This window comes from Streptomyces sp. RLA123 (assembly GCF_056270165.1).
Genome location: NZ_JBWDOR010000003.1, coordinates 878,256 through 904,205 on the forward strand (window position 1 = coordinate 878,256; position 25,950 = coordinate 904,205).

22 protein-coding genes are annotated in these 25,950 nt (G+C 73.4%); 10 read left to right on the forward strand and 12 right to left on the reverse strand.

Going from position 1 to position 25,950, the window contains the following annotated elements; genetic code table 11:
• Window positions 1-144: 144 nt before the first annotated feature.
• Genes RV983_RS04015 through RV983_RS04025 form a run of 3 tightly spaced genes read right to left on the reverse strand, consistent with a single transcriptional unit; the run spans window position 145 to window position 2,699 of the window.
• Window positions 145-936 (reverse strand): polysaccharide deacetylase family protein, encoded by a 792-nt coding sequence (locus RV983_RS04015; protein ID WP_475984370.1) that lies wholly within the window; start codon window positions 934-936, stop codon window positions 145-147.
• Entirely contained in the window at window positions 929-1,879 is a 951-nt protein-coding gene (locus tag RV983_RS04020; protein WP_475984371.1) for a DMT family transporter, read from the reverse strand. The genes RV983_RS04015 and RV983_RS04020 overlap by 8 nt, the downstream gene beginning before the upstream one ends.
• A gap of 4 nt (window positions 1,880-1,883) precedes the next feature.
• Window positions 1,884-2,699 (reverse strand): SDR family NAD(P)-dependent oxidoreductase, encoded by an 816-nt coding sequence (locus tag RV983_RS04025; RefSeq protein WP_475984372.1) that lies wholly within the window; start codon window positions 2,697-2,699, stop codon window positions 1,884-1,886.
• A gap of 276 nt (window positions 2,700-2,975) precedes the next feature.
• Between RV983_RS04025 and RV983_RS04030 the strand changes: the two genes are divergently transcribed.
• A complete protein-coding gene (locus RV983_RS04030; protein ID WP_475990213.1) occupies window positions 2,976-4,055 on the forward strand; it encodes an MGDG synthase family glycosyltransferase in 1,080 nt (359 codons plus the stop codon).
• Window positions 4,056-4,091: 36 nt separating this feature from the next.
• Complete coding sequence (locus tag RV983_RS04035; RefSeq protein WP_475984373.1) at window positions 4,092-4,814, forward strand: class I SAM-dependent methyltransferase; 723 nt, start codon at window positions 4,092-4,094, stop codon at window positions 4,812-4,814.
• On the opposite strand, the gene RV983_RS04040 is transcribed toward RV983_RS04035, so the two are convergent.
• Window positions 4,798-5,145 (reverse strand): hypothetical protein, encoded by a 348-nt coding sequence (locus RV983_RS04040; RefSeq protein WP_475984374.1) that lies wholly within the window; start codon window positions 5,143-5,145, stop codon window positions 4,798-4,800. The genes RV983_RS04035 and RV983_RS04040 overlap by 17 nt on opposite strands.
• 237 nt (window positions 5,146-5,382) lie before the next feature.
• Here RV983_RS04040 and RV983_RS04045 point away from each other — a divergent pair, with 237 nt between their 5' ends.
• The 7 genes from RV983_RS04045 to RV983_RS04075 all read left to right on the forward strand — a co-directional run bounded on the left by RV983_RS04045 (window position 5,383) and on the right by RV983_RS04075 (window position 12,557).
• On the forward strand, window positions 5,383-6,699 hold the full coding sequence (locus RV983_RS04045) for an IS4 family transposase (RefSeq protein ID WP_475990214.1): 1,317 nt from the start codon (window positions 5,383-5,385) through the stop codon (window positions 6,697-6,699).
• A 560-nt stretch (window positions 6,700-7,259) separates the two neighbouring features.
• Window positions 7,260-8,012 (forward strand): SDR family oxidoreductase, encoded by a 753-nt coding sequence (locus RV983_RS04050; protein ID WP_475984375.1) that lies wholly within the window; start codon window positions 7,260-7,262, stop codon window positions 8,010-8,012.
• Window positions 8,009-8,506, forward strand: coding sequence for a sigma factor (locus RV983_RS04055; protein ID WP_475984376.1), 498 nt, complete (start codon window positions 8,009-8,011; stop codon window positions 8,504-8,506). The genes RV983_RS04050 and RV983_RS04055 overlap by 4 nt, the downstream gene beginning before the upstream one ends.
• A gap of 37 nt (window positions 8,507-8,543) precedes the next feature.
• Entirely contained in the window at window positions 8,544-9,608 is a 1,065-nt protein-coding gene (locus RV983_RS04060) for an ABC transporter substrate-binding protein (RefSeq protein WP_475984377.1), read from the forward strand.
• 38 nt (window positions 9,609-9,646) lie between these two features.
• Window positions 9,647-10,651 (forward strand): FecCD family ABC transporter permease, encoded by a 1,005-nt coding sequence (locus RV983_RS04065; protein WP_475984378.1) that lies wholly within the window; start codon window positions 9,647-9,649, stop codon window positions 10,649-10,651.
• Entirely contained in the window at window positions 10,648-11,730 is a 1,083-nt protein-coding gene (locus RV983_RS04070) for a FecCD family ABC transporter permease (RefSeq protein WP_475984379.1), read from the forward strand. The genes RV983_RS04065 and RV983_RS04070 overlap by 4 nt, the downstream gene beginning before the upstream one ends.
• On the forward strand, window positions 11,727-12,557 hold the full coding sequence (locus RV983_RS04075; protein WP_475984380.1) for an ABC transporter ATP-binding protein: 831 nt from the start codon (window positions 11,727-11,729) through the stop codon (window positions 12,555-12,557). The genes RV983_RS04070 and RV983_RS04075 overlap by 4 nt, the downstream gene beginning before the upstream one ends.
• A 138-nt stretch (window positions 12,558-12,695) precedes the next feature.
• Here the strand turns inward: RV983_RS04075 and RV983_RS04080 are convergent, their stop codons facing one another.
• The 6 genes from RV983_RS04080 to RV983_RS04105 all read right to left on the reverse strand — a co-directional run bounded on the left by RV983_RS04080 (window position 12,696) and on the right by RV983_RS04105 (window position 22,508).
• Window positions 12,696-13,034, reverse strand: a complete 339-nt coding sequence (locus RV983_RS04080; RefSeq protein ID WP_475984381.1) for a hypothetical protein — start codon at window positions 13,032-13,034, stop codon at window positions 12,696-12,698.
• A 173-nt stretch (window positions 13,035-13,207) separates the two neighbouring features.
• A complete protein-coding gene (locus RV983_RS04085) occupies window positions 13,208-17,290 on the reverse strand; it encodes a discoidin domain-containing protein (protein WP_475984382.1) in 4,083 nt (1,360 codons plus the stop codon).
• A gap of 662 nt (window positions 17,291-17,952) precedes the next feature.
• A complete protein-coding gene (locus tag RV983_RS04090; RefSeq protein WP_475984383.1) occupies window positions 17,953-19,215 on the reverse strand; it encodes a cation:proton antiporter in 1,263 nt (420 codons plus the stop codon).
• A gap of 2 nt (window positions 19,216-19,217) precedes the next feature.
• Complete coding sequence (locus tag RV983_RS04095) at window positions 19,218-19,688, reverse strand: cation:proton antiporter regulatory subunit (protein ID WP_475984384.1); 471 nt, start codon at window positions 19,686-19,688, stop codon at window positions 19,218-19,220.
• Window positions 19,689-19,908: 220 nt separating this feature from the next.
• Window positions 19,909-20,964 carry an aldo/keto reductase gene (locus RV983_RS04100; RefSeq protein WP_475984385.1) on the reverse strand — a complete coding sequence of 352 codons (1,056 nt, stop codon included), beginning with the start codon at window positions 20,962-20,964 and terminating at the stop codon, window positions 19,909-19,911.
• A gap of 68 nt (window positions 20,965-21,032) precedes the next feature.
• Window positions 21,033-22,508 (reverse strand): MFS transporter, encoded by a 1,476-nt coding sequence (locus RV983_RS04105; RefSeq protein WP_475984386.1) that lies wholly within the window; start codon window positions 22,506-22,508, stop codon window positions 21,033-21,035.
• A gap of 191 nt (window positions 22,509-22,699) precedes the next feature.
• Here RV983_RS04105 and RV983_RS04110 point away from each other — a divergent pair, with 191 nt between their 5' ends.
• Window positions 22,700-23,314 carry a TetR/AcrR family transcriptional regulator gene (locus RV983_RS04110; protein WP_475984387.1) on the forward strand — a complete coding sequence of 205 codons (615 nt, stop codon included), beginning with the start codon at window positions 22,700-22,702 and terminating at the stop codon, window positions 23,312-23,314.
• 4 nt (window positions 23,315-23,318) lie between these two features.
• Here the strand turns inward: RV983_RS04110 and RV983_RS04115 are convergent, their stop codons facing one another.
• Window positions 23,319-24,569, reverse strand: coding sequence for an NAD(P)/FAD-dependent oxidoreductase (locus tag RV983_RS04115; protein WP_475984388.1), 1,251 nt, complete (start codon window positions 24,567-24,569; stop codon window positions 23,319-23,321).
• Window positions 24,570-24,679: 110 nt separating this feature from the next.
• Window positions 24,680-25,942 carry a PP2C family protein-serine/threonine phosphatase gene (locus tag RV983_RS04120; protein WP_475984389.1) on the reverse strand — a complete coding sequence of 421 codons (1,263 nt, stop codon included), beginning with the start codon at window positions 25,940-25,942 and terminating at the stop codon, window positions 24,680-24,682.
• Window positions 25,943-25,950 lie beyond the last annotated feature (8 nt).

Consider the following 25,950-nt stretch of genomic DNA (forward strand, 5'->3'; position numbering starts at 1 on the left):
GTGACGGGTGTGACGGCCTCCTCGGGCGGCAGTCGTACCACTGCGAACTCACGGTCCTACAGGGGGCGGCGGCTCGCAACCCGGCCCCCTCACACCCGCGTCGGCACCCCGATGACCTGCCGTTTCACGGGCTTTGGCCCTCCCTCAGATCCCGTCGCCGCCGATGACCGTGCGTACCCGCCCGATCGCCCGGTGCGACCGGCGTGCGGCCGCACCGCGCACCTCGTGGTCGGCGAGCGGACCGACCGTCAGACCCGCGGCACGGCACTCGGCGACGAGGCCCGGCAGAGCGGCGAGTGCCGCACGCCAGCTGCCGGGGGCGGAGGCGCGGTCGGAGTCGTGGAGGAGCACGGTGCCTCCGGGGCCGAGGTCGGCACGCAGCGTCCGCAGCACGGTGTCCGCGGTGGCCTCGGCCGTCCAGTCGCGGCCCCACGCCGTCCACAGCACCGGGGTCAGGCCCGCCCGCGCGGCGGCGGCCAGGCGGCCCCCGGTGAGGATGCCGTACGGGGGCCGGTACCAGCGCGGTGCGCTGCCGGTGGTGTCATGGACCGCCGCCGCGGCCCGCAGCAGTGCGGCGCGGTCCCGCCCCGGGGCGGGCAGCCAGGGACGGGTGTGCGTCCAGCCGTGGACGGCGAGTTCGTGGCCGCGGCGCACCGTCTCGCGGGCGACCGCGGGATGGCGCAGCACGCTCGCGCCGAGCACGAAGAAGGTGGCGCGGACCGACAGTTCGTCCAGTGCGTCGAGGAAGCGCGGCGTGGAGCGCGGGTCGGGGCCGTCGTCGAAGGTGAGCGCGACATGGTCGGCGCGCCCGAGCCCGGCCAGGGCCGGGAAGGCACGGCGGCGCAGCCCGGGCAGCCAGGTGGCGGCCGGGACGATATGGGTGGCCGTGAGCAGCAGCGTGGCCGCGCCGACCCGGCCGGCTGCCGGGCTAGTCACGGCGCGCCGTCCGCACCGGGGGCGGCGTCCGCTCGTGCTCGGACGTGTCCCAGCCCCCGCTGAGCGCGGGCGAGCGGGACAGCCCGACCACCCCGGCCGCCATGAGGGCGGCACCCGCGAGTTCCGGGCCCAGGTGGGAGCCGAGCGCGATCCGCTCGCCGAAGAGCACCCACCCCAGGGCGACGCTCAGCAGCGCGTCCCCGAGGGTCAGGGCGGGCTGCGAGGCGGCCAGGGTGCCCGCCCGCAGGGTGGCCTGGAGCATGACCAGGCTGAGCAGGCCGACCGCGGCGGCGGCGTACAGCTGCCAGGCGCTGACGAGCGCGCCGAGGCCGTCGGGAATGCGTCCGGTGACGTCCTTGATCAGCGCCGCGGTGCAGGCGAAACCGGTCGCCGTGGCGCAGCCGAGCACCCCCGCCCGTGTCGACGCCCCGCGCAGCGCGCGCCCGGCGAGCCACAAGGCGGCCACCAGCGCGGCGAGCGGCGGTCCGGCGCGCAGCCAGCCGTCCGCGACAGCGGTGGGCTGCCCCTCGGAGGGTGCCGCGGCGATCAGGAAGACGGCGAGTCCGGCGGCCAGGGCGAGGAACCACAGCCAGGTACGGCCGTCCGGGCGGTGGGAGAAGACGACGCTGCCCGCCATCAGGGTGAACAGCAGCTCGGTCGCCATCAGCGGCTGGACGACCGACAGCCGGCCCACCGCGAGCGCGGTCGCCTGGAGCGCGCCGGAGAGCGCGAGCGCGGCCATCCCGGCCACCCACAGGGGCCGTCCCACCAGCCGCAGCGCGGACCGTACGATCCCGGCCGGTCCCCGGCCGCCGCGACCGCGCCTGCCGTCCCGCCCCTGTGCGTCCTGCTGCAGGTTGGCCTTGCGCTGGAGCACCGAGGCCGCGCCGTTCGCGCAGGCCGCCAGCAGGGCCAGCACGATCGTCAGGACGTGCGCGTCCACCGTCTCATCCGTACTTGCCGGCCATCCGGCGGTAGACCCCGGGCAGCAGGCCGCGCACCATCACCGGCACGCGCAGCCAGCCGGGCACGTACACCTCGGCCCGGCCCCGACGCAGCGCGTCGCTGACCGCGGCCGCGACGCGCTCGGCGGGCACCGGCCGCGGCCGGGACCGCTTGTAGGCCACGCCCCGGTGGGCGAAGAACGGCGTGTCCACCACGCCCGGGATCACGTGGGTGACCCGCACGCCGCTGCCCGCGAGTTCGTACCGCAGTGACTCGGCGAACGTGCCGAGGGCCGACTTGGCCGCCGAGTAGACCGCCTCCTCGCGCACGCCGACGGTGCCGGCGAAGGAGCCGATGATCACGATGTGCCCGCTGCGCCGCGCCAGCATGCCGGGCAGCGCGCGCCGTACGAGTTCCATGGCGGCCAGCACGTCCACGTGGAAGACCCGCTCGACCGCCGTCCGCGGCATCGACACGAACGGTCCGGCCCAGCCGATACCGGCGCCGATCACGAGGAGGTCGACATGGCCGGTGGCGAGCAGGGCGTCGCGCACCAGCCGCTCGGGGCTGCCGGGGTCCTCCAGGTCGGCCCGCAGGGCGGTGGCCGCGGTGCGCTCCGCGACGGCACCGAGCCGCTCCCGGTCGCGGCCGCTGACCAGCAGGCGCCATCCGTCGGCCGCGAGGCGGTCGGCCACGGCGGCACCGATGCCCGACGACGCCCCGGTCACCAGCGCGACGGGGGCCGGCGCGCCGGGCGGTACCGGCCTGCCGGACAGAGCGCGCCCGGCGCTGATCGCTTTGGACGGATGAGTTGTCATGGGCGTCGCTTTCTGTCGCTGCCGCGGACGCGGGGGCAGGCGTCGCTTCACTTCCCCGGAATATTTCCCTCCGGTTTCAGTAAAACGCCCGAACGCCGCCCCGGCTCTGCGACGGTTCGCCGGCGGGGCGGTGTTTGCCGCGGCGGCACATCGGATACTCCGATACATCGAAGAAATCCGCAGTTCCGCGGAGGTGAACCGGTGACCGACGCCGACGTGACGCACCGAGCCCACGAGGACCCGGCGCGCCCTCGGATCCTCGTCCTCAGCGCGTCCATGGGCGCGGGCCACGATGCGGTCGCCCGCGAACTCGGCGCCCGCCTCGCGGACCGCGGCGCGCACACGGTACGTACCGACGTCCTCGACCTGCTGCCGGCGCCCGCGGGCCCGGCACTGCGCTCCTTCTACCGCGCCTCGATCCTGCATCTGCCGCTGCTCTACGCGGGGATCTACACGGCGTTCCTGCGTTCCGGCGCGGGGCAGCTGCCGGGCCCGGGCGGGCTGGCGGCGCTCGCCGAGGGGCGCCTGGCGGAGGTGGTCGAGCGCGAGCGGCCGGACCTCGTCGTCCCCGTCTTCCACCTCGCGGCGCAGCTCACCGGGGCGATGCGGGCGAAAGGCACGCTGCGCGTGCCCAGCGCGGTGGTCGTCACCGACTTCGACGTCCACCGGCAGTGGCTGCACCCCGGCAACGACCTCTACTGCTGCCTCACCGAGGACGCCGCACGCCGCGTGCGAGAGGCCACCGGACGGCCCGCCGCCGCGACCGGCGCCCTGGTGGCCTCCCGTTTCCTGGCCCCGGCGCCCGGTGCGGAGCGGTGGCGGCGCTCCTTCGCCTCCAGGGCGCCCGGCCGGCCGGTCGTGCTGCTGTCGGCGGGCGCCTGGGGGGTGGGCACGCAACTGGCCGGCACCGCACGGCTGCTGGCGGGGGCCGGCTACCTGCCGGTGGCGATGTGCGGGGGCAACGCGCGGCTGCGGGACCGGCTGGCGAGGATCGCGGGCGCGGTCGCCCTCGGCTGGGAGGACGACGTTCCCGGCCTGATGGCCGCGGCCGACGCGCTGGTGGACAACGCGGCCGGGCAGACGGCGCTGGAGGCCCTGGCCACGGGGCTGCCGGTGATCGGCCACCGCCCCATCCCGGGTCACGGCAAGGCGGGCGTGCGGAAGATGGCCGCGCTCGGGCTGACCCGCTGGGCCCCCGATCCCTGGTCCCTCGTCGACGCCCTGGACCGGGCCACCGATCCGGGCCGCCCCCGCGGCCGGGGAGCCGCGGCGGCCGAGCTGTTCGCCCGCGACACCACCGATCGGCTGCTGGCCGCCTGCTCGCGCGTCCCGGCGACACTCGGTGGGCCCGAGTAGCTGCGCCTGGGCCCTCACCGTCCGTAGCATCGACGCATGGCGACCCTCTGGGAGCTCATGAGCGACTGCATTCCCGACGACCACGCCCGGCAGGTCACCTCGCGGTACTACCTCGACGAGGCCATGACCGCCAGGGGCGCGCCGGACCGGGTGGTGGACCTCGGCTGCGGGCGCGGCGCCTCGGCCGGCCTGTTCCGGCGGCACGCCCCGAAGGTGCGGTGGGTGGGCGTCGACATCCGCGACTCGCCCGAGGCGCTGCAGCGCGCCGCGGGACGGGACCCGATCGTCTACTACGACGGCGTCCGGCTCCCGTTCCGCTCGGGCACGATCCCGCTGGTCTACTCGCACCAGGTCTTCGAGCACGTCTCGCACCCCCGGGAACTGCTCACCGAGATCAGCCGGGTGCTGCGGCCGGGCGCGGTGTTCATCGGCAGCACCTCGCAGTTCGAGCCGTACCACTCGTTCAGCCTGTGGAACTACACGCCGTACGGCTTCCGCGTGCTGGTCGAGGAGGCCGGGCTCGCCCTCGAGGAGATCCGGCCCTCGCTGGACGGGGTCGCGCTGATCATGCGGACGTACCACGGCCGTCCGCCGGAGTACGCGCGGTACTGGGACGAGTCGTCGCCGCTCAACAGTGAGATCGACACCTGGGCCAAGAAGACCAAGCGCCGCACGGCCCTGGTGAACCTGCGCAAGCTCACGTTCTGCGGGCAGTTCGCCTTCCGCGTGCGCAAGCCGGAGGTCACGGCCGCCGGATGATCCGGCCCAGCCGCGACCAACGCCGCGAACGGGCCCCGCGCGCCGGAACGCGGAGCCCGAGCCCGGCGGCGCACGTGACGAGGCTGTCCTCGGGACCGTTGACGAAGCGCCGGACGACAGGCCGGACCGGCCGGACGACCGAGCCGTCCGGCAGCCGGGGCCCGACGTTCGACTCGCCCTGGGGATCGTCGCCGTCGGCCGTCCACACGCCCCCGGCGGCGCGGCGGACGGACTCGCCGACGCAGCCGCCCAGGGCGAAGAGCATCGCCCCGGGACGCTCCGCGAGGCGGCCGCCCGCGGCGGTGGTGCCCCGGTCGCTGTGCTCGGCCATGAACCGCTCGGCCTCGATCAGACCCGCGGGATTGAATCCTCCCCCAGCTAAAGCACAAGGCCGTGAAGTTACGTCTTTGAGAGCGCTGACAAGTGTGCCCTGATCTGTGGTTACTCGGGATGTGAGAAGCGGAGCCCCGGTAGAACTGGCAGTCGACCAAGACAGCCGTTCACAGGACCGGAGGCTCCGCTGTCCGATCAGTGTGTCATCACGCGTGAAATCACGGTAGCCAAGGGCCTGTTCGCGCCCGGACACCTCGGAGAACTCACCCAGATCGTCCCGTTCGAGATGGTCGACGAGGCCTTGGAGGAGACCGGCGCCGTCCAGCAACGACTGCGGAAGATCCCCGCCCGGGTGGTGGTCTATCTGTTGCTGGCCGCAGCCCTGTTCGAGGACTGCGGGTATCTGGCTGTTTGGCGCAAGCTCACCGCCGCGCTGGAGGCGATACCGGTCGCGAAGGTCACAGGCACGGCGCTCTGGGACGCCAGGACCCGTCTGGGGGTCCGTCCGATGCGGGCCCTGTTCGACCTCCTGCGGGGGCCGGCCACGGCGATTCGCACCGACGGTGCCCGCTTCAAGGGCCTGCTGACCGTCGCGATCGACGGAACCTACCTCGACGTCCCCGACAGCCCGTTGCACCGGGCCCGCCTGGACAAGACCACGAATCAGTACGCGACCTCCGGCTACCCGCAGATCTGCCTGGCCACGCTCGTGGCGTGTGGAACCCGCGCGGTCCTGGACGCCGCCTTCGGCCCCCGCTCCAGCGGCGAGACCGTCCACGGCAAACGGCTGATGCGCTCCCTCCACGCCGGAATGATCGTCCTGCTCGACCGAGGCTTCTCGGGAAACACGTTCCTGGCCGCCGTTGCCGCCACAGAGGCCGCTTTCCTCGCCCGCGTCACGGCAGCCCGCAAGCCGCCGGTCCTCGACCACTTCGACGACGGCTCCTACCTCTCCCGCTTCGGCAGCACCGAGGTCCGCATCATCGAGTGCGAGATCACCATCACCACCAGCCAGGGTCGCCAAACCGGTCTCTACCGACTGGCCACCAACCTCCTCGACCACCACCGCTACCCAGCATCCAGCCTGGTCAGCCTCTACCACGAGCGGTGGGAGATCGAGTCCGCCTATTTCGCAATCAAGAAATCGATGCTCAGCCGCAGGGTCCTGCGCTCCAGGACCTGGGCCGGCATCGCCCAGGAGGTCTACGCCCTGCTCAGCGCCTACCAGATCCTGCGAATCGCGATCGCCGACGCCACCGAGGCCACGCCCGGCGTCGATCCGGACCGGGCCAGCTTCAGCATCGCTCTTCAAACGGCCCGCGACCAGGTCATCCAGGCCGCGGGCATCATCGCAGACACCACGATCGACCTCGTCGGGGCGATCGGCCGGGCTGTCCTGGACCACCTCATGCCCGCCCGCCGCCTCCGCATCAGCCCCCGCGCCGTGAAACGCCCCCTGTCCCGATACGCATACAAAAGCCTCCGCGTCGACCGACGCACCTACAAAGCAACCCTCAGCATCAACATCTTGACGCCAACGATCAGCCCCTAACTTCACGGCCTTGAGCTAAAGCAGGGGGATTTCTGGCTCACGTGGGCTGGAGACCTGCGGTCCGTCAGCTCTTACACGATCAGCACCAGCCGGGTTGAGACCAGCCCGGTTTGATGAAACAAATCCAGGAGGTGCATGCGCTGTCTTGGCTCTCGATCAGCACGGTGTACGCGCTGCTTGGTTCTCGCAACGCACGGCGATCACTTCACCCGACCGTGTGGGCGGTCTTTCGCCCTGACGGCGAAACCCCGTTCCCTGCCCTGCGCCGCAGGGGTCCGATTCCTCCCCGGCCTGAAGGCCGGGGCATCCTCGGAAGTTCCCGGTGAAGTCGGCCCGGTAGGCGTCGCCCCGCACCGCCCTGGCCACCCATGCGGCCCGCGCCGGCAGGTCGCCCTGGCCGCACCGCCCAGGGCCCGGACACGGTCCGCCGCCACCGACAGCGCGGCCCGGCCGCCCCCGATGTCACACCACGGTGCGGCTGTTCCGTCCTACCGGACAAGACCTCCGCGGCCGGATGCCGCGGACCCCCACAAGGGGAAAAACGCGGGAAGGGCGAGGACATGCGCATCGCGGTGGCAGGCGGGACCGGCTGGGTCGGCCGGATGGTCGTGGAGGCCGTACGGGCAGCGGGGGACGTGCCCGTGGTGCTGGCGCGCTCGGTGGGCGTGGACCTGACCACCGGGACCGGGCTGGACGAGGCGCTGCACGGCTGCGCGACGGTGATCGACGTCAGCAACGTGGCGACGACCGGCAAGCGGAAGTCGGTGGCCTTCTTCGACGCCGCCACGACCCGCTTGCTGACCGCGGGCGCCCGCGCCGGCGTCCGCCACCACATCGCGCTGTCGATCGTCGGCTGCGACCGGGTGGGGCTCGGCTACTACATGGGCAAGCGGCGGCAGGAGGAACTGGTCCTGTCGGGTTCCGTGCCGAACACGGTCCTGAGGGCCACGCAGTTCCACGAGTTCGCCGCGCAGATGCTGGCGCGCCGTGGCCCGGTGATGGCGCCGCGGATGCGCAGTCAGCCGGTCGCCGCACGCGAGGTCGCCGGCGCGCTGGTACGGCTGGCGGGCGCCGCCCCCGCGGGACTGGCCCCCGACCTGGCGGGACCGGAAGTGCTGGAGATGGACGACATGGTGCGCCGGCTGGCCCGCGCCCGCGGGGAGCGACGGCTCCTCGTCCCCGTCCGACTGCCGGGGGCCACGGGCCGGGCGCTCACCGAAGGGGCGCTGCTGCCCACCGCGGACGGTCCCCGGGGCCGGCAGACCTTCGCCGAATGGCTCACCACGCCGGACGCCGGGGCCCGGGGCCGATGAACGGGCGGACGGCGGAGCTGTCCGTCGCGTACAGCGCGGCCCGGCCGCGGCTGGTGCGGGTGGCGTACGCGGTGCTCGGCAGCCGGGCAGAGGCCGAGGACGCTGTCTCCGACTGCTGGCTGCGGCTGGTCGCCGCCGACGCCCGCACCCGCGTGGAGGACGTGGAGGCCTGGTCGACCGTGGCCGTGGCGCGGGTCGCGCTGGACACCCTGCGCTCCGCGCGGGTCCGCCGCGAGCTGTACCTCGGGCCGTGGCTGCCCGAACCCCTCGTCGAGGCCGGGCCGTTCGCGGGGGACCCGGCCGACCGGCTGTCCAGAATGGCCGGCCCCGGAGGCCCCGAACCCGACCCCCCGGACAACCTGCGCTGGGGCGACCAGACCTCCTGGGGCACACGGGCGGGCGGGGAAAAACCCGGCACAGCGAAGCGCAGCGCATCGCCGGGACCCCCGCTTGCCCCCCGGATACCGGCCCCACGTAAGGTAAGGCTCGCCTAACGATTCACAGGCGCACCACAGCTACAGGAGCTTCCCCATGTCTCTTCGGCACCGCGGCACCGCCGCAGTCGCCCTGGCCGTCGCCGCCGCGCTCTCCCTCGCGGCGTGCGGCAGCGATTCCTCCTCGAACGGGAAGGAGGGCAGCGCCGCCGCGTCCGCGACGGCCGGTTCGGGGTCGAAGGACTCGAAGTCCGTCGCGCAGGGCGGTCAGGACTTCGCGGACGCCGCCGAGAAGACCGCCGCGCTCGGCACCGACGCCAAGCCCGGCCAGTGGCCGCGCACGATCAAGCACGCGATGGGCAGCACCGAGCTCGCCGCGCAGCCCAAGCGGGTGGTCGTGCTCGACGTGGGCGAGCTCGATAACGTTGTCTCCCTCGGGATCAAGCCGGTCGGTCTCGCTCCCACCGAGGGGTCGCCGGAACTGCCGTCGTACCTGAAGAAGGACGCGGGCACGCCGAAGAACATCGGCACCATCAACAGCCTCAACCTGGAGGCGATCGCCGCGCTGAAGCCGGACCTGATCCTGGGCAGCCAACTGCGCGCCGCCGCCTCGTACGACGAGCTGTCGAAGATCGCGCCGACCGTCTTCTCGATCCGTCCGGGCTTCACCTGGAAGCAGAACTACCTTCTCAACGCGGCCGCGCTCGACAAGACCGCGCAGGCCGAGGCGAACCTCGCCGCCTACGAGAAGCGCGCCAAGGACCTCGGCGCGAAGCTCGGCGCGGACAAGCCGACCGTCTCGATGGTCCGTTACATGCCCGAGGGCACGATCCGGCTGTACGCGAACGACTCCTTCATCGGCACGATCCTGGGGGACGTCGGCATCCCGCGCCCGAAGAACCAGGACATCGAGGACCTGGCGGCCGAGATCAGCGCCGAGAACATCGACCAGGCGGACGCCGACTGGATCTTCAGCGGTGTCTACGGCGACCCGAAGGCCACCGACAAGACCAAGGCCCAGGGCAACCCGCTGTGGAAGAACCTCAAGGCGGTCAAGGACGGCCACGCCTTCGACGTGCCGGACGAGACCTGGTACCTGGGGCTCGGCGTCACCGCCGCCAACGCGGTGCTGGACGACCTCCAGAAGTACCTGACGGCCTGACGGTCGACGGTCCGACGAAGAGAGAGTGAGCGCGGCGCATGTCGCCACCCACCCGCCGCCGTGTCGCCTGGCTGCTGGCCGGCGCGCTGATGCTGCTGACCGCCGTCCTGCTGAGCCTCGCCGTCGGCAGCCGCCAGATCGCGCCCGGCGAGGTGATCCAGGCCCTGGTGCACGGCGGCACGAGCAACGACGCCCAAGTGGTGCGGTCGTTGCGGCTGCCCCGCACGGTCATCGGCGTTCTGGCGGGCGCCGCGCTCGCACTCGCCGGGGCGGTGATGCAGGGCATCACCCGCAACCCGATCGCCGAGCCGGGCATCCTGGGCGTCAGTCAGGGCGCCTCGGTGGGTGTGGTGTGCGCGATCGCGTTCTGCGGCGTGCACACGCTGGGCGGCTACGTGTGGTTCGCGTTCGCGGGCGCGGCACTGGCGGCGGTGGGCGTGTACGCCGTCGCCAGCGGGGGGCGCGGCGGCGCCTCGCCGCTCAAACTCGCCCTCGCCGGCGCCGCGATGAACGCCTTCCTCGCCTCGCTCGTCTCCGGGATCACCACGACCGACGCCCGGGCCCTGGACGAGTTCCGCTTCTGGCAGGTCGGCTCCATCAGCGGTCGCGGCAGCGAGATCATCGGCCAGATCTGGCCCTTCCTGCTGGCCGGTCTGGTGCTGGTGGCGGCCATGGCGCGCGGTCTCGACGCCCTCGCGCTCGGCGACGACGCCGCCAAGGGCCTCGGCCACAACGTCGGCCTGCTGCGCGTACTCGGCGCTTTGGGGGCGACGGTGCTGACGGGTGCGGCGGTGGCCGCCGTCGGCCCGATCGCGTTCACCGGCCTCGCCGTTCCGCACATCGCCCGCGCCCTGGTCGGCACCGCGCACCGCTGGGTGCTGCCGCTGGCCGCGCTGCTCGGGCCGGTGATGATCCTCGGCTCCGACGTGATCGGCCGCATCGTCTTCCCGCCCTCGGAGGTGCCGGTGGCCGTCATGACCGCTCTGATCGGCGTGCCGTTCCTGATCGCGCTCGTGCGGCGCAGGGCTGTGGTGGCCGCATGACCCTCAAGACCACCCCGGCGGCCCGTCCTTCCGTCCGCCCGGCCGGGCACGCCGTCCTGCGCGGTGGACGCGCCAGTCTTCTCGTGCACCGCCGGGCGGTCGCCGTCGCGTCGGTGCTCGCGGTGCTGCTGGCGTGCGCGGTGGTGGCGTATCTGTGCGTGGGCGAGTCGTTCGTCTCCCCCGCACAGGTCGTCCGCGTACTGCTCGGCCGGCCCAGCCCCGACGAGCTGGTGGTGGGCACGTTGCGCCTGCCGCGGCTGGTCGTCGGTCTCCTGGCCGGGGCCGCGTTCGGCGTGGCGGGCGCGCTGGTGCAGACCGTCGCGCGCAATCCGCTGGCCAGCCCCGACGTCATCGGCGTGACACACGGCGCGGGCGCGGCCACTGTCGCCGCCATGAGCTTCAACGCCGTCGCGTACGACGCGCTGCCGTACGTCTCCGTCGCGGGCGGCCTGTCGGCGGCGCTGATCGTCTATGTCTTCGCGTGGCGGCGCGGCATGCACTCCTCGCGCTTCGTGCTGGTGGGCATCGGGGTGTCGGTGGCACTCGGCTCGCTGACGCAACTGTTCCTCACCAAGGGCGACTACCTGGTGGCCCAGCAGGCCAAGGTCTGGCTGACCGGCTCCCTCAACGGCCGTGGCTACGAGGAGGCCCGGCCACTCGCGCTCGTCCTGCTGATCGGCGTCCCGGCGGCGCTGTGGGCGGCGCGTGCCCAGCGCGGCGCGTCCTTCGACGACGACACCGCGACCGCGCTCGGCGTGCGCCTGGACCGGGTCCGCCTCGGTCTGACCGCGCTCGGCGTCGTCCTGGCGTCGGTGGCGACCGGGGCGGCAGGACCGGTCGACTTCGTCGCGCTGCTCGCCCCGCAGATCGCCCGCCGGCTCACCCGCACGGCCCAGGTCCCGCTGCTGTCCTCGGCGCTGACCGGCGCCCTGGTGGTCGTGGTCGCGGACCTGCTGGCCCGCCGTCTGTTCTCCCCGATCGAGCTGCCGGTCGGCGTGCTCACCGCCGCGGTGGGCGCTCCGTACCTGATGTGGCTCATCGTCCGCACCCGCAGCCGCACCGGAGGCACCACCTCATGAGACGTACGCCCACCAGCCGCCTCTCGGCGCAGGACCTCACGCTGGCGTACGAGGACCGCACCGTCGTCGAGGGCCTGGACCTGGAGATCCCGGACGGCCGGGTCACGGTCGTCGTCGGGCCCAACGCCTGCGGCAAGTCCACCCTCCTACGGGCCCTGGGCCGGCTCCTCAAACCGCGCCGCGGCGTGGTGCTGCTGGACGGCACCGAACTCGCCCGCGTCCCCGGCCGGCAGATCGCGCGGACCATCGGCGTCCTGCCGCAGTCCCCCACCCCGCCGGACGGCATCACGGTCGCCGACCTCGTGGCCCGCGGCCGCCAGCCGCACCAGAGGTGGTGGCAGCAGTGGTCGGAGGCCGACGAACAGGCCGTCACCGACGCCCTGGAGCGCACCGACACCGCCGACCTCGCCGACCGCCCGGTGGACGAGCTCTCCGGCGGCCAGCGGCAGCGGGTGTGGATCGCCATGGCCCTGGCCCAGGACACCGACCTGCTGCTCCTCGACGAACCCACGACCTACCTGGACATCGCCCACCAGGTCGAGGTGCTCGACCTGCTCCGCCGCCTCAACCACGAACGCGGCCGGACCGTCGTCGCGGTGCTCCACGACCTCAACCAGGCCGCCCGCTACGCCGACCACCTCGTCGCCATGAAGGCCGGCCGCATCGTCGCCCAGGGCCCGCCGCAGGACATCGTCACCGCCGAACTGGTCCAGGACGTCTTCGGCCTCGCCTCCGTCGTCGTCCCCGACCCCGTCACCGGCGGACCGCTGGTCGTGCCCACCCGCGCCTGGCAGCCCGCGCCCCCGCAGCAGGCGCAGCCCCGCTGATCGCGGCGGTCCGCACCGAGGGCCGTGTCGGCCGGCGGTCATTCCGCCATACGTTCGCATAGCACCAAGATCCCTCGGACCCATCCTGGGCGGGCCGCCCGGCCCTCGCCGCGGCCGCGCGGCCAGGGGCGGGGGCCATCAGGACGCCCGTGCCAGCGGATGGGGGAGGCGAACGGGGGCGCTCGGGCCCTCGGGCGCGGCGGGGCTGTCGAGATAGGCCCACCCCAGCGGGTTCCAGCGCAGCCGGTGCACCTCGACGCCGTCGATCGCGGCGTTCGCGCGCGCCGCGCACTCGCACGCCGCCGTGGCCCGGCTCGACGCGATCTGCACGGCGTCCTGGGCGTCGCCCGCCTCACCGACGACGTAGTAGTGGCAGCCTGCGGCACCGTGCGGCGTGCTGAAGCGGAAGCCCACGAGCCACCGGTCGCCGTGCGCGGCCGTCCCGGCCCGGTCCTTCGATGCGAGGGTGGCAAGCATGGGCACTGGGCTCCTTGGTCTCGTGTCCGCGGGGGGGCCGCTCCGGGCCGCTCGATGTCCAGTTCAACAGCACGAGGGCCGCGGACCATCGCCTTCGCGCCGGCCTCGCTGTGCCTGGGAACGGCAGTACCACCCTCCGCGGGCGGGGCCGGAGCCCCGCCCGCGCACGGCGGTCAGCCGCCCGAGGCGGCCCGCACCGTGGTCCGCGGCACGTTGTAGCCGTCCACCCGCAGGGCGGCCCGGCCCGAGGGCAGGGCGTGCTCCGGCCAGGACAGGGTGAGGGTGCGCGACTCACCGGGCAGCAGCCACAGGTAGTTGTCGCCGTACAGGGTCGGCAGCACGCGCTCGCCGCTGCCGGAGTCCAGGAGCGACAGCCGCACCATGGCGGCCACCGACGCGCCCCGGTTGGTGACCGTGGCGGTCAGCTCTCGGCGCTCGCCGGACCGGGTGACCTTGCCGGCGGTGGCGGTGACCCTGGTGGTGTGCGCCGAGTTGAGCGCCCGCATGGCGGACGGCTCGCGGTAGCGCCAGTAGGTGTTCTCCGACAGCACGGTGCCCCCGCGCTCCATCCGCAGGCGCAGGAGGTGGAAGTCCGGCAGTCCGTCCTCCCAGCCCGCCGTGAACGCCTCGGTCGTGCCCGACGAGGCGACGTCGAGGGTCGTGCGCACGGTCTTCCCCAGCTGGCGGCCCTCGAGGTCGAGCAGACGGGCCGTGACCGTGACGCCCTTCAGCGCGCGCGGCGTGTGGTTGACCGCGATGACCTGCCAGGAGCCCGGCACGGCCTGGACGTGGACCGCCTCGCACGCCGAACGGGCGCCGTAGTAGGTGCCGTTGACGTCGAAGTCGTAGTCGTAGGTCTGCCACACGGTGCTGTGCCACGCGGGGTGCGACATCCACAGCAACAGGCCGCTGGCGTCGTCCCAGAGGTTGGCGTTCCACGCCTCGAACATCGCGCGGGTGTTCTCGTAGTTGACGAACTGCGCCTTGCGTGTGAAGTCGTCGAGGTCGCGTGCCGTGTCGAGGCGGGCCTCGATGGCGGCCTGGTAGTTCTGCGGGGCCTGGTTCCCCCGGGTGCTCCAGTCGTGGTAGTACCAGGCGCCGCCGACCGGCCACTCGGGCTCGGAGCCGACGAGGTTGCGCATGCTCTCGGCGGTGGACACCACGGGCATGCCGATCTCGGTGTGGAAGCCGAAGTTGCCGCTGCCGTAGGTGGACGCCGAGAAGTAGCGGTCCGGGTCGACCCAGCCGTAGGGGCCGCCGCCGGTGACGATGCCGCCCGCGGAGTTGTTCTGGTAGAGGATGCCGGGCGCCTCGTCGTGGACGGCGTCGCGCATGCCGTCGTCGATCGGCCCGGGCGGGTTGCCCTCGTTGGCACCGCACCAGACGACGACACTGGGGTGGATGCGGTAGCGCAGCACCGTGTCACGGGCGAGGGAGTTGAACGCCTCGTGGTTCGGCGGGTCCATCGCCCAGGCGTTGGGGAAGTCGTTCCAGACCAGCAGGCCGTGCTCGTCGCAACCGGCGTAGAACTCCTCGCGGTTGCTGCTGGCGACCCAGTTGCGGATCATGGTGAAGTTCATGTCGCGGTGCATGCGCAGCGCCGCGTCCATGCGCTCGGCGGGCATGCGGCGCAGCAGTTCGTCCCAGCCCCAGTTGCCGCCGCGGCAGAAGATCCGGACGCCGTTCACACTGATCTTCAGCGGGACCGGGGTGTTGTCCACGGACTTCACGTCGGTCCAGGTGTCGCCGTCGTCGGAGACCTGGACGGTGTAGGTCTTCGGGTAGGCCGTCTCCCATACGGCGGTGACCCGGTCGAAGGAGACCGAGGAGCCCAGGTCCACCCGGATCCACTGATTGTCCTCGTAGGCCGAGGCCCAGCGGGTGCCGGGGTCGCCGTCGGTGGCGTTGGAGGCCGGGTTCGAGGACTCCTCGGTGGAGGCGGTGGTCGTCTTGCGGTAAGCCAGGTCGGTGCCCGGCGCCGAGCTGTCGACCACGGACAGCGTCCACAGCGAGTTGCCCCAGCTGGTCGCGCGCGCACCGCACTTGAGGCGCACATAGCGTGCGGTGAGGGCGTCGAAGTCGACGTTCTGCAGGCTGGCGGCGCCGCTCTGGAACGGGAGCGGGACCGCGCCGTTGTCGACGGACTTCGCGTCGGTCCAGGTGTCGCCGTCGTCGGAGAGCTGGACCACGAAGGACTTGGCGTAGGCCCGCTCCCACGTCAGGTCGACCCGGTCGAAGGAGACCGAGGAGCCCAGGTCCACCTGGATCCACTGGTCGTCCTCGAAGGACGAGGACCACCGGGTGCCGGCGTCGCCGTCGGTGACGTTCGAGGCCGCGTTGGCGGTGTTGTCCACGGAGGAGGCGGAGGCGTCCTTGTGCAGCGCGAGGTCGGCGTCGGGGACGGAGCTGTCGACGACGGACAGGGCCCACAGCGACGAGCCCCAGCCGGTCGCGCGGGTCAGGCACCGAACCCGCACGTGGCGGGCCTTGCGGCGGCCGAGGTCGACGGGCTGCGTGTAGGAGTCGCTGCCGGAGGTGAAGCGCAGCGGGATGTCGTAGTCGTAGCCGAACTGGCGTATGCCGAAGCGGGTGCTGCGGCGGTCGCTCTCCGCGCCGCCGACCGTCGCGACCAGGGTCAGGTCGTGCAGTGCGGGGCTGCCGTAGCCGTTGGGCCACCACAGCTCCGGGTCGCGCAGGCGCAGCCGGGCGTCGGTGGCGGGGGTGAACACGACATCGGTGCTCCCGCCGGCGGGCACCGTGACGGTCCTGGACACCCGCACGCCGCAGAGCGAGGCGCTGACGGTGACGCTCCGGTCGGCGGTGTCGGCGTTGCGCACCGGAACGGTGATCGTCAGCTCGGCGGTCCGGGTGTCGGGCAGGCCGGGGAGGACGGTGTCGACCCGGGGGTCGCCGAGGACGGCGTGTCCCGTCGAGCGCAGGCGTACGTGGTTCCAGATGCCGGCGGCCCGGTCGCGGACGGCGGGCATCCAGTCCCAGCCCGAGGAGGCCAGGTACGTGGGCGAGTTGCGATTCATCATGGTGGCGCCGGCGTCCACGAAGGCCAGGCCCGCCTGGCCCTTGTCACCGGGGCTGCCGGGGAAGGGCATCGGCGTGATGCGCACGGCGAGCGCCTGCTCGCCGCCGGCCGCCAGGTGGGCGGTGATGTCGGTGGCGGACCGGGCGAAGGGGAACTCCATGCTCGCCACCGAGGCGCCGTTGAGCCAGATGTCGGCCTTGTGGTTGATGCCGTCGAACTCCAGCCAGATGTGCCGGCCGGCACCTGTGCGCAGCGACCGCGGCAGGCGGAACTCACGCCGGTACCACCAGCCGTGCCGGGACAGCGCCTCAGGGACGTGCAGGTTGTTGAACCCGGTGACCGGGTCGGGCAGCTTGCCCTGCTCGACCAGCGAACCCAGGACCGTGCCGGGCACGGTGGCGGGCAGCCAGCGGCTGGTGTCGACGTCGGCGCGGGACAGGTCGGCGCCCTCGGCGCCGGCCCAGTCGTCCATGGTGAGCGTCCAGCCGGACTCCAGCGGCACGGTCCCGTCGGCGGCGGCCTCCAGCGCGGGCGCCTTGTGGTCGTGGACGCCCCAGTCGGACCAGCCGGTGGCTTCCGGGCGGTGGCCGCGGGCCCGGCCGTGCACCTCGAAGCCGTTGAGGCCGAGGGGGTTGGCGTTGGAGCGCTTGTGCACGGTCAGGCGGACCCAGCGGGCGGTGACCGGCCCGGCGAGGGCGATGTCGACGACGCCGCCGGTGCCGGAGTCCGTCCGGTGGACGGCCGTCCACGTGCGGTGGTCGCGGGAGGTCTCGACGACGAAGTCCACGGCACAACTGGACAGGACTTCCTGGCCGGTGGTGCTGTCGCGCGGGTTGCCGCTGCTGGACGGGACGAAGGGCGGGTCGCCGGCCGTGGCCTCGAAGGTCAGCCGGATGGCGGTGACCTCGCAGTCGCCCTCCAGGTCGACCGAGATCCACTGGGGGTCGCCGTCCGCCGCGCGCCAGCCGCTGCCTCGTACGCCGACCGCGTTCAGGCGGTCCACCGCGAACTCGCCCGGCGTCGGGGCGTAGTCGGTTGACGACACCGCGACCGGGCGGTGGGCCGCCAGATCGCCGGTGGCGGTGCCGCCGCCCGTCGGGGCCTGCGCTGCGGCACGGGCGGTGCCGGGGAGCGCGACGCCGATGCCCAGGCTCGCGAGGAGTGTGGTGCCGGTGGCGACGACCGACCGGCGGGTGGGGTGGGACGCGTGAGTCGACATACGCAAATGGTCCAATCCGGGCACCCGTTGACGGGTGGGTAGACGACCCGGTCCGCTCGGGCCGCCTGACAACGTTGCCATCTGACAACGTTGCCATAGGCTGTAATCCCCCGGGGCCGCTGTCAAGGGGTAGGGCGCGAAGGGCTCGTCGGCGAGGGACCGCGCGGACGTCCGGCCGGAGGGCGCCGCGCCGTTGGGTTGCGTCACCGCTGTAGCCGTTGTGGCCGAAAATCGATGCTCGTCGGGCACGGGGCGCCCCGGGCCCGCCGGCATCCCGGACAGCGCCGTCCACTCCGCCGCCGAACACCCCGAAGGCGCCGGCCGACTCGCGGTCCTGGCGGTGCGTTCCCCCCTTCCACCTGCGGTTCGCCTCCGACGGGCGGCCGCAGGCGACGACTTCGCCCATCCCGGACCCGACTCCTGCGCCGCAGCGGGTCGTTCGACGTGCGACACGTCGACGGCCCGCTCACCGCACCGTCGTTTCTCGGCCACACACGTTCCGGGGCCGGACCCGCGCGGGTCGCGACCCGGCCGGGCCCGGCCGGGCCGCGCGACACGGCGGTGGCACGAGGGGACGGCGGCCCGGACGGCGCACGACGGCAGCCCGGTTCGGCGGCGGACCGCTCACCACCGAGGCCGCGCGACTCGCGCACGGGATCTCGTCAGCCCGACGAGCGTGAGGCTCCCGCCGAGGTCGCGTCCGGAAGCTCCTCGACCGCCATCGCCCGGTCAGCCTCGGCCCTGGCCCCGGCCCCGGTGGACGGGACGCGGCGGACCACGGCACGCAGCGCGCTGACGGCGGGCTCGGTCCAGCGGGCGGCCAGCGGACCGGCGATGACCAGGATCAGGACGTACGCGGTGGCCAGCGGGCCGATCCGCGGCTGACTGGCGACGGCGAGGCCCGCGATGACGATCGAGAACTCGCCGCGGGCCACGAGAGTGCCGCCGGCCCGCAGGCGGCCGCGTGTGTGGACACCGGCCCGGCGTGCCGCGTACCAGCCCGTCATGATCTTGGTGACCGTGGTCACGGCGGCCAGTGCGAGTGCCGGCAGCAGCACGGGCGGGATCGCGGACGGGTCGGTGGACAGGCCGAAGAACACGAAGAAGACGGCGGCGAACAGGTCCCGCAGCGGCATGAGCAGCCGGCTCGCGCCTTCGGCCGCCTCACCGGACAGCGCGATACCCACGAGGAACGCGCCGACGGCCGCGGAGACCTGGAGTTTCTGCGCGAACCCCGCGACGACCAGGGCCAGGCCGAAGACGACGAGCAGCAGCATCTCCGGGTTCTCCGAGGAGACCGCCTTGCTCAGCAGGCGTCCGTGGCGTAGCGCCAGGAAGAGCACCGCGCCCACGGTGCCCATCGCGATGGCGAGGGCCAGTCCGCCGGCCGCCAGGCCGATGCCCGCGAGGAGGGTGGTGAGCAGCGGGAGGTAGATCGCCATGGCCAGGTCCTCGATGACCAGGACGCCGAGGATCACCGGGGTCTCGCGGTTGCCGAGCCGTCCCAGGTCGGTCAGCACCTTGGCGATGACGCCCGAGGAGGAGATCCAGGTGACGCCGGCGAGCGCGACGGCGGCCACCGGGCCCCAGCCCAGCAGCAACGCCGCGGCGGCACCGGGCACGGCGTTGAGGGCGAAGTCCACCAGGCCCGAGGGGTACTGCGTGCGCAGGCTGGTGACCAGCTCGGAGGCGCTGTACTCCAGTCCGAGCAGCAACAGGAGCAGGATCACCCCGATCTCCGCGCCCACGGCGGTGAAGTCCTCGCTGGCGTCCAGCGGCAGCAGGCCGCCGTGCCCGAAGGCGAGCCCCGCCAGCAGGTAGAGGGGTATGGGCGACAGCCCGAGGCGGCCGGCGAAGCGCCCGATCAGCCCCAGTCCGAGGATGACGGCGCCGAGTTCGATGAGCAGTTCGGTCGTGTCGTGCATCCTCACTCCCCCGCCACGATCGCGGCGAGCGCGTCCACGCCCTCACGGGTGCCGACGACGACCAGCGTGTCGCCGATCGCCAGCCGGAACTCCGGCCCCGGGGAGGGGTGGGCGCTCGTCCTGCGCATGACGGCGACGATGGAGGCGCCGGTGCGGGTCCGCGCGCGGGTGTCACCGAGCAGCCGCCCGGCGTACGGGGAGCGGGAGTTGACGGGGATCTGCTCCGTGACCAGACCGATCCCCTCGGTGTGCACCGCCTCCAGCGGGGTGGGGTCCAGGAGACGGGCCAGCACGGCGGCCTCGTCGCCCTCCAGCGGTATCGACAACTGGCAGGAATCGGGGTCTTCGGCGCCGTAGAAGCCCAGGAAACGCCGGCCGTCCTGGTGCACCACCACCGAGAGGTGCCGGCCTGCGCGGGTGGTGACGTCGTACTGCGTTCCGACGCCGGGAAGTGACGTCCGCCGAGTGCCCACTCTTGCCTCCCAGGGGGTGGGTCCACGCCAGGGGTGCGTGGATTCGTGGTCGGGCGGGTGGCACAGCACTCGACCGTTCGGACCCCACGGCACGGGCACCACTGCGGCAGGCCGGTCCACCAGCGCGTTTTACCCTATCATTACGTTTCGGCGGGGTGGATCCCTTCCCGCAGGTGGCCCACGTCACGCGACGGCGCGGGGCACCTGCGGGTCTTCCGGGTCAGGCCACCGGCCGGACCGGGGCGTCGACGCGGGAGGCGTCCCCGCCGCGTACGGTGTCGCGGACGCCGAGGACCGCCTCGTGCGGCACGCCGAGCGGGACGGCGCTGACGTCCGTCAGACGGGCGTACTGCTCCGGGGTCAGTCCGACCTCCAGCGCGCCCAGGTAGTCCTCGAGCTGGGCGGTGTTGCGCGGGCCGATGATGGGCAGGAACGACGTCGCCGCCCGCGCCGCGCGCTCTCGGACCCAGGCCACGGACACCTGCGCGGGCGTCGCACCGGTCTCCCGCGCGATGTCGAGCACCGTGTCGACGACGGCGGTTTTCTGGCCGGAACTCTCGGTGTGTATCAGGGTCTTGAGGTCGGTCAGCCGGCCCTGTGCGCCACCGCGGTACTTGCCCGTCAGCAACCCGCCGCCCAGCGGCGACCACAGCGCGGCGGCCAGGCCCAGGCCCTCGGCCATCGGCAGCAGCTCACGGTCGGCGCTGCGCTCGACGAGGCTGTACTCGAGCTGGACGCCGGCGACCGGAGCCCAGTTGGCCGCGTCCGCGAGGGTCGCGGCGCGGGCGACCCGCCACGCCGGGAAGTTGGAGAGCCCCGCGTACAGGATCTTGCCCGACCGCACCAGGTCGTCGATGCCGCGCAGGATCTCCTCGATCGGCGTCAGGTCGTCCGGGAAGTGGACCCAGTACAGGTCGATGTAGTCGGTGCCGAGGCGCTTGAGGCTGGCCTCCACCGAATGGATCATGTTCTTGCGGCTGTTGCCGGTCTTGGAGATGTCCTTCGCCGGCGCGTACCCGTTGCTGAACTTGCTGGCCAGGACGAAGTGGTCGCGGTCCGCGGCGAGGAAGCTCCCCAGCAGTTGCTCGGACTCGCCGAACTGGTAGGTGTCGGCGGTGTCGATGAAGGTGCCGCCGGCCTCGGCGAACCTGTCGAACATACGACGGGACTCCTCGAAGTCCGCTCCGGCACCCCAGCCGGTGCCGAAGTTGCCGGTGCCGAGGGCGTACTCGGAGACGCGCAGTCCGGTGCGGTGCCCGAAGGTCGTGTAACGCATGAAGAGCTCCTTGGGTATGGGTGGAGGATCCGGTGATGTCCGGGAAGGTCCGGGGACGTTCGCGATGCTCAGCCGGCCGCGACGCCGGGCGCCGCGGAGCCTGCCCGGCGTCGCGGTGTGATGCCGAGCGCGGCGAGCGCACTGAGGGCGACGACCGCGGCGGATGTCCACCAGATGTGGGAGAAGGTGTGCGCGGCCTGGCCGGGGGCTCCGGCCGAGAGGAGGATCACGAGGACGCTGACGCCGATCACGTTCCCGACCTGGCCCGCCATGGTGACGACGGCGCTGCCGGTGGCGGCCTTGTCCTTGGGGAGTTCGGCGGTGGCCGAGGAGATCAGGGTCGGAAGGGCGAGGCCCACGCCGACGCCCACGACGATCCAGCCGGGCAGGATGTCGGTGGCGTAGTGGAGCTGCCCGTCCGCCGCAAGCGCGAGCCACGCGGTGCCCACGGCGACGAGCACCGAGCCCAGCGCCGCCACCACGCCGACCGGCAGGCGCCGGGCGAGGCGCCGTCCGGCGGCGGAGGCGACGAACACCATGGCGGGGCCGGGGGCGACGCCCAGGCCGGTCTTGATGGCCGACCAGTGCCATTCCTGCTGCAACCACAGGGTGACGCCGAGCAGTTCGACGGCGAAGGCGGCGTAGAACAGCAGCGTCGCGACGCCGGCCCAGGCGAACACCGGGTTCCGCAGCAGTCGCAGGTCGACGGCGGGGACGGGGTGCCGCGCGGAGCGCAGCAGGCACAGCACGAGTGCCACGGCGGCCACCGCGAAACTGGCGGCCGTCGGCGCCGCGCCCCAGCCCCACACCGGTGCCTGCACCAGTCCCAGCGCCAGCGCCCCGATCGCGACGGCCAGCAGGGCGCCGCCCGGCAGGTCGGGCATTCGGGCGCCGCCGGTCTGCCGGCCGCGGGGCAGCATCCGGGCGGCGAGGAGCAGCGCCGCGATGCCGATCGGCAGGTTGAGCAGGAAGATCCACTGCCAGGCGACCTGTACGAGCAGTCCGCCGACCATGGGGCCGGCGGCGGCGGCCAGCGAGCCGCTGGCCGCCCAGGTCTGGATGTACCGGGTGAGCTTGGCGGGCGGGGCCGTGGTCAGGACCAGTCCCAGGCTGGCCGGGGTGAGCACGGCGGCGCCGGCCGCCTGCAGGAAGCGGAAGGCCACCAGGACCCACAGGTCGCCACTGGCCGCGGCGCCCAGGCTGGCCGCGGTGAACACGCTCAGGCCGAGCAGGAATCCGGTCCTGCCGCCGAAGCGGTCCGTCAGCCGGCCGGCGGGGACCAGGAGGGCGGCGTACACGATCGCGTAGCCGTTGAGTATCCAGCTCAGCTTCGACAGCGAGGTCTCGCCCACGCCCTGGCCGATGGGCGCGAGCGCCACGTTGACGACGAAGGCGTCCAGCCCGGACAGGAACACCGAGGTGGCCAGGACGGCGAGGATGACGCCCGGGTGCACCGGACGTGAGGGGGGCCGGGCGCCGGGAAGGGACGCCTGTGCCGGGGCGGCGCGGCCGGAGGGCGTCACATTCGGGGGTGAGGGGCTCATGGACGAGGTCTCCAACAGAGTGCGGGGGACGTCCCGATCGGGCGCGGTGCCGCAGGCCGGGTCCCGCCATGACCTGGGGTCGTACCGGGGGGGGTTCGGCCGGCGACCCACTGAAGGAAACCGATCGGTGTACTTAAGTACGACCGTAGCAATGGTTTCTGCTTAAGTAAAACGATCGGTACCATAGGGGCATGAGCATCACCGACGCTTCGCCCGTACGCCGTCGCCGCGGCCGCGGCGCCCGGGAGCGGATCCTCAAGGCGGCGACCGACCTGTTCACCGCCCAGGGCATCAACGCCACCGGGATGGAACAGCTCACGACGGCCGCCGAAGTGTCCAAGCGCACGCTTTACCAGCACTTCAGCGGCAAGGACGAGCTCGTCCACGCCTGCCTGCGGGAGATGGAGGACGGGCTGCTGCCCCCGCAGGTCCCGCCGGAGATGACCGCGCAGGACGCCCGGGAGCTGCTGCTCGCCGTCCTCTCCTGGCCCCCTCAGGAGCCCTCGGCGCCGCTGCGCGGCTGCCCGTTCCTCAACGCCGCGGTCGAGGTCCCCGACCCCGAGCACCCGGTCCACCGCCTCGCCGCGTCCTTCAAGACCGAGTTCACCCGGCGGCTGGCCGGCCTCGCACGGCGCGCGGGCGCCCGTGATCCGGACCTGCTCGGCGAGCAGTTCGCCCTGCTGTACGACGGCGCCGTCGCCCGCAGTACGGCGCTCAACGCTCCCGGCAGCGGCGCCGTCGCCCGTTCGATCGCCACGTCCCTGCTCGACGCCGCGCTCGGCCCGGACGCGCGGCGGGCGCCGTGACCGGTCAGGCCGTGCGGCGGTGGTCCGCCAGCAGTTCCCGCGCGGCCCGTGCGCCCGAGGCCAGTGCTCCCTGAAGGGAACCGGTGGCGCGGTGGTCGCCGCACACGTAGCGGCCCGGAGTGACGCGGCTGGTGCGGCTCAGCGGGTGCGGCGGTGGCATCGCGGGGAGGGCGCCGGGCACCGTGCAGGTGCGCAGCGGCTCCCAGGCGCCCGTGTCGGTCCCGTACACCTCGGCCAGCGCCTCCCGCACCGCGGCCTCCTCGTCCGTTCCGGGGACGCCGAGGACGGAGGTCGACACCAGCGCGCGGCCGTCCGAGGACAGCCCGGGCTGGACCTCGGTGAGGACCACGGTGTTGAGGAACCGCCGCCGCGCGTCGACCAGGAGCGTGGGCTCCGAGAGCGGCGAGCGGTCGGCCGCGTGGTAGAGCGTCGTCACGGTGCGTGTGTCCGGCACGGTGAGCCCCGGGAGCAGGCGCGCGGCGGCCGCCGGGCCGGTGGCCACGACCACGGACGGCGCCGCCGTCTCCGTTCCGTCGTCCAGCAGGACGCCGTACGCGGTCAGTTCGCGCACTGGCGCGTCGGTGCGGACGACACCCTCGGGCAGCAGCCCGGCGAGCCGGGCGGGCACGGCGCCGATCCCCTCGGCCGGGAGGCAGAGGGTGCCGCGCAGCATGCTGCGCCACACCAGGTGGAAGAAGCGGCTGGAGGTCTCCAGCTCGTCCTCCAGGAAGACGCCGGACAGGAACGGCCGGAAGAAGGACTCGACGATGTCCCCGGACAGCCCGGCCGCGGCGAGCGCGGTGAGCGTCGTGGTGTCCTGGCCGCGGCGCAGGACGCGGGCGGGCAGCAGCATGTCGCGGGCGCTCAGGACGCCGAGCGCGGCCAGGTCGCGCGCCGAGGCCAGGCGGCCCGGCAGCAGGTCGGCGGCCTCCCGCGGGCGGCGGGTCGGGTCGGTGAACAGCAGCCGCCCCCGGTCGGTGTGCACCGCCACGCCGGGCGTGAACGCCCGCAGCCGCAGGTCGCGCAGCCGCAGCCGGCGCCGCACCTGCGGGTAGGAGGTGTTGAAGACCTGGAAGCCGTGGTCCAGCAGGAAGCCGAGGTGACGGTCGGTCCGCATCCGGCCGCCGACGCGGTCGGAGGCCTCCAGGACCCGCACCGCGAGGCCCGCCGCGCTCAAGTCGGCCGCGCACGCCAGTCCGGCGGCCCCGGCACCGACCACGATCACGTCACACCGGCCACCGTGCTCGCGAGCCATCGATCGCCGCCCTCTCCACGACCGCCGCCGCAGGACGGACCCCGCGTCGCACGGTGCCGATCACCCTACGTGCGCCCTCGGTGGCGTACGGACACGGCGCGCCGCGCCCGTCACAGCCGCAGGGTGACCAGGGCGACGTCGTCGTCGGTGTCCGTGCCGTCCTCGGCCCGCAGGTCGTGCAGCAGGGCGTCGGCGAGGTCCTCCGGGCCGAGCCGGCGGTGCCGGGCGATGCTGTCGGTGAGCCGCCGCAGCCCGACGTCGATGTCCTCGCCCCGGCGCTCGACCAGGCCGTCGGTGTACAGGACGAGGATGGCCCCGGGTGAGTAGCCGACGGTCGCCTGCGACCGGTTCGCCTCGTAGGTCCAGGCGCCGAGCGGGGGGTCGGCGATCTCGTCCAGGAAGACCGCGTGGTCGCTGCCGGCGTCGAGCAGGGCGGGCGGCGGATGACCGGCCCTGCTGTAGGTGATGGTGCCGCGGGCGCGGTCGATGACGGTCTGGACGGCGGTGGTGGCCAGCGCTCCCTCGACGGTGATGGCGTACCGGGCCAGGGTCTTCAGGGCGGGCCCGGGCTGGCCGAAGGCGCGGACGGCGGCGCTGAGCGCGCTGCGCAGCTGACCCATGACGCCCGCGGCCTCCAGCCCGTGCCCGACGACGTCGCCGACGGCGACCGCGAGCCGGTCGCGTTCCAGCCGCGTCAGGTCGTACCAGTCGCCGCACACGTTCAGGGAACCGGTGGCCGGCCGGTAGCGGACGGCCGCGAAATCGTACTGGTCGTGGACGACGGTGGGCAGCATCGCGCGTTGCAGCGTGACCGCGATGGCACGCTCGCGCGCGTGCGCCTCCCGCAGCCGCTCGTTGAGCTCCTCCAGTTCCTGCGCCCGCACCAGCAGCCCGGCGGTCGCGAGCACGTCGCTGCTCAGCCGGGCGCCTTCCGCTTCCACACCGCGGCCGGCGCGGACCAGGGCGGTGACGTCGTCCAGGCGTGCGATGACCATGCTGACCTCGCCGTCGGGCCCGACGACGGGGATGTGGACGGGGCTCCAGTAGCGCACGCCGTCGTCGCCGGGGTCGCGCCGCGCGGCGTCGTACCGGACCGGGCCGATGACGTCCTGCTCACGGGTGTCCACGGCTCGCTGCGCCGAGGCGCTCATGCGGTCCACGTCGTTGTCCGGTTCGACGGGGAACGCCTCGACCGCCCGCATGCCGCGCAGGCCCGCCCGGTCGAGCCCGAAGGTCCGCAGGAACATGTCGTTGGCGTCCGCGATGACGAGGTCCGGGGTGAGCAGCAGCACGGGAACGGGAAAGGCCAGGAACACCGACTCGTAGTCGATCTTCCCGCCCGGTCCCCCGCCGGATCCGGACCTGCCGCTCACCCTTTGAT

Bases quoted from the DNA above. Each gene is read 5' to 3' on its own strand.
- RV983_RS04025 (WP_475984372.1), bottom strand. From the start codon at position 2,699: ATGACAACTCATCCGTCCAAAGCGATCAGCGCCGGGCGCGCTCTGTCC.
- RV983_RS04030 (WP_475990213.1), top strand. From the start codon at position 2,976: ATGGGCGCGGGCCACGATGCGGTCGCCCGCGAACTCGGCGCCCGCCTC.
- RV983_RS04035 (WP_475984373.1), top strand. From the start codon at position 4,092: ATGGCGACCCTCTGGGAGCTCATGAGCGACTGCATTCCCGACGACCAC.
- RV983_RS04040 (WP_475984374.1), bottom strand. From the start codon at position 5,145: ATGGCCGAGCACAGCGACCGGGGCACCACCGCCGCGGGCGGCCGCCTC.
- RV983_RS04050 (WP_475984375.1), top strand. From the start codon at position 7,260: ATGCGCATCGCGGTGGCAGGCGGGACCGGCTGGGTCGGCCGGATGGTC.
- RV983_RS04055 (WP_475984376.1), top strand. From the start codon at position 8,009: ATGAACGGGCGGACGGCGGAGCTGTCCGTCGCGTACAGCGCGGCCCGG.
- RV983_RS04060 (WP_475984377.1), top strand. From the start codon at position 8,544: ATGTCTCTTCGGCACCGCGGCACCGCCGCAGTCGCCCTGGCCGTCGCC.
- RV983_RS04065 (WP_475984378.1), top strand. From the start codon at position 9,647: ATGTCGCCACCCACCCGCCGCCGTGTCGCCTGGCTGCTGGCCGGCGCG.
- RV983_RS04070 (WP_475984379.1), top strand. From the start codon at position 10,648: ATGACCCTCAAGACCACCCCGGCGGCCCGTCCTTCCGTCCGCCCGGCC.
- RV983_RS04075 (WP_475984380.1), top strand. From the start codon at position 11,727: ATGAGACGTACGCCCACCAGCCGCCTCTCGGCGCAGGACCTCACGCTG.
- RV983_RS04080 (WP_475984381.1), bottom strand. From the start codon at position 13,034: ATGCTTGCCACCCTCGCATCGAAGGACCGGGCCGGGACGGCCGCGCAC.
- RV983_RS04085 (WP_475984382.1), bottom strand. From the start codon at position 17,290: ATGTCGACTCACGCGTCCCACCCCACCCGCCGGTCGGTCGTCGCCACC.
- RV983_RS04090 (WP_475984383.1), bottom strand. From the start codon at position 19,215: ATGCACGACACGACCGAACTGCTCATCGAACTCGGCGCCGTCATCCTC.
- RV983_RS04100 (WP_475984385.1), bottom strand. From the start codon at position 20,964: ATGCGTTACACGACCTTCGGGCACCGCACCGGACTGCGCGTCTCCGAG.
- RV983_RS04105 (WP_475984386.1), bottom strand. From the start codon at position 22,508: ATGAGCCCCTCACCCCCGAATGTGACGCCCTCCGGCCGCGCCGCCCCG.
- RV983_RS04110 (WP_475984387.1), top strand. From the start codon at position 22,700: ATGAGCATCACCGACGCTTCGCCCGTACGCCGTCGCCGCGGCCGCGGC.
- RV983_RS04115 (WP_475984388.1), bottom strand. From the start codon at position 24,569: ATGGCTCGCGAGCACGGTGGCCGGTGTGACGTGATCGTGGTCGGTGCC.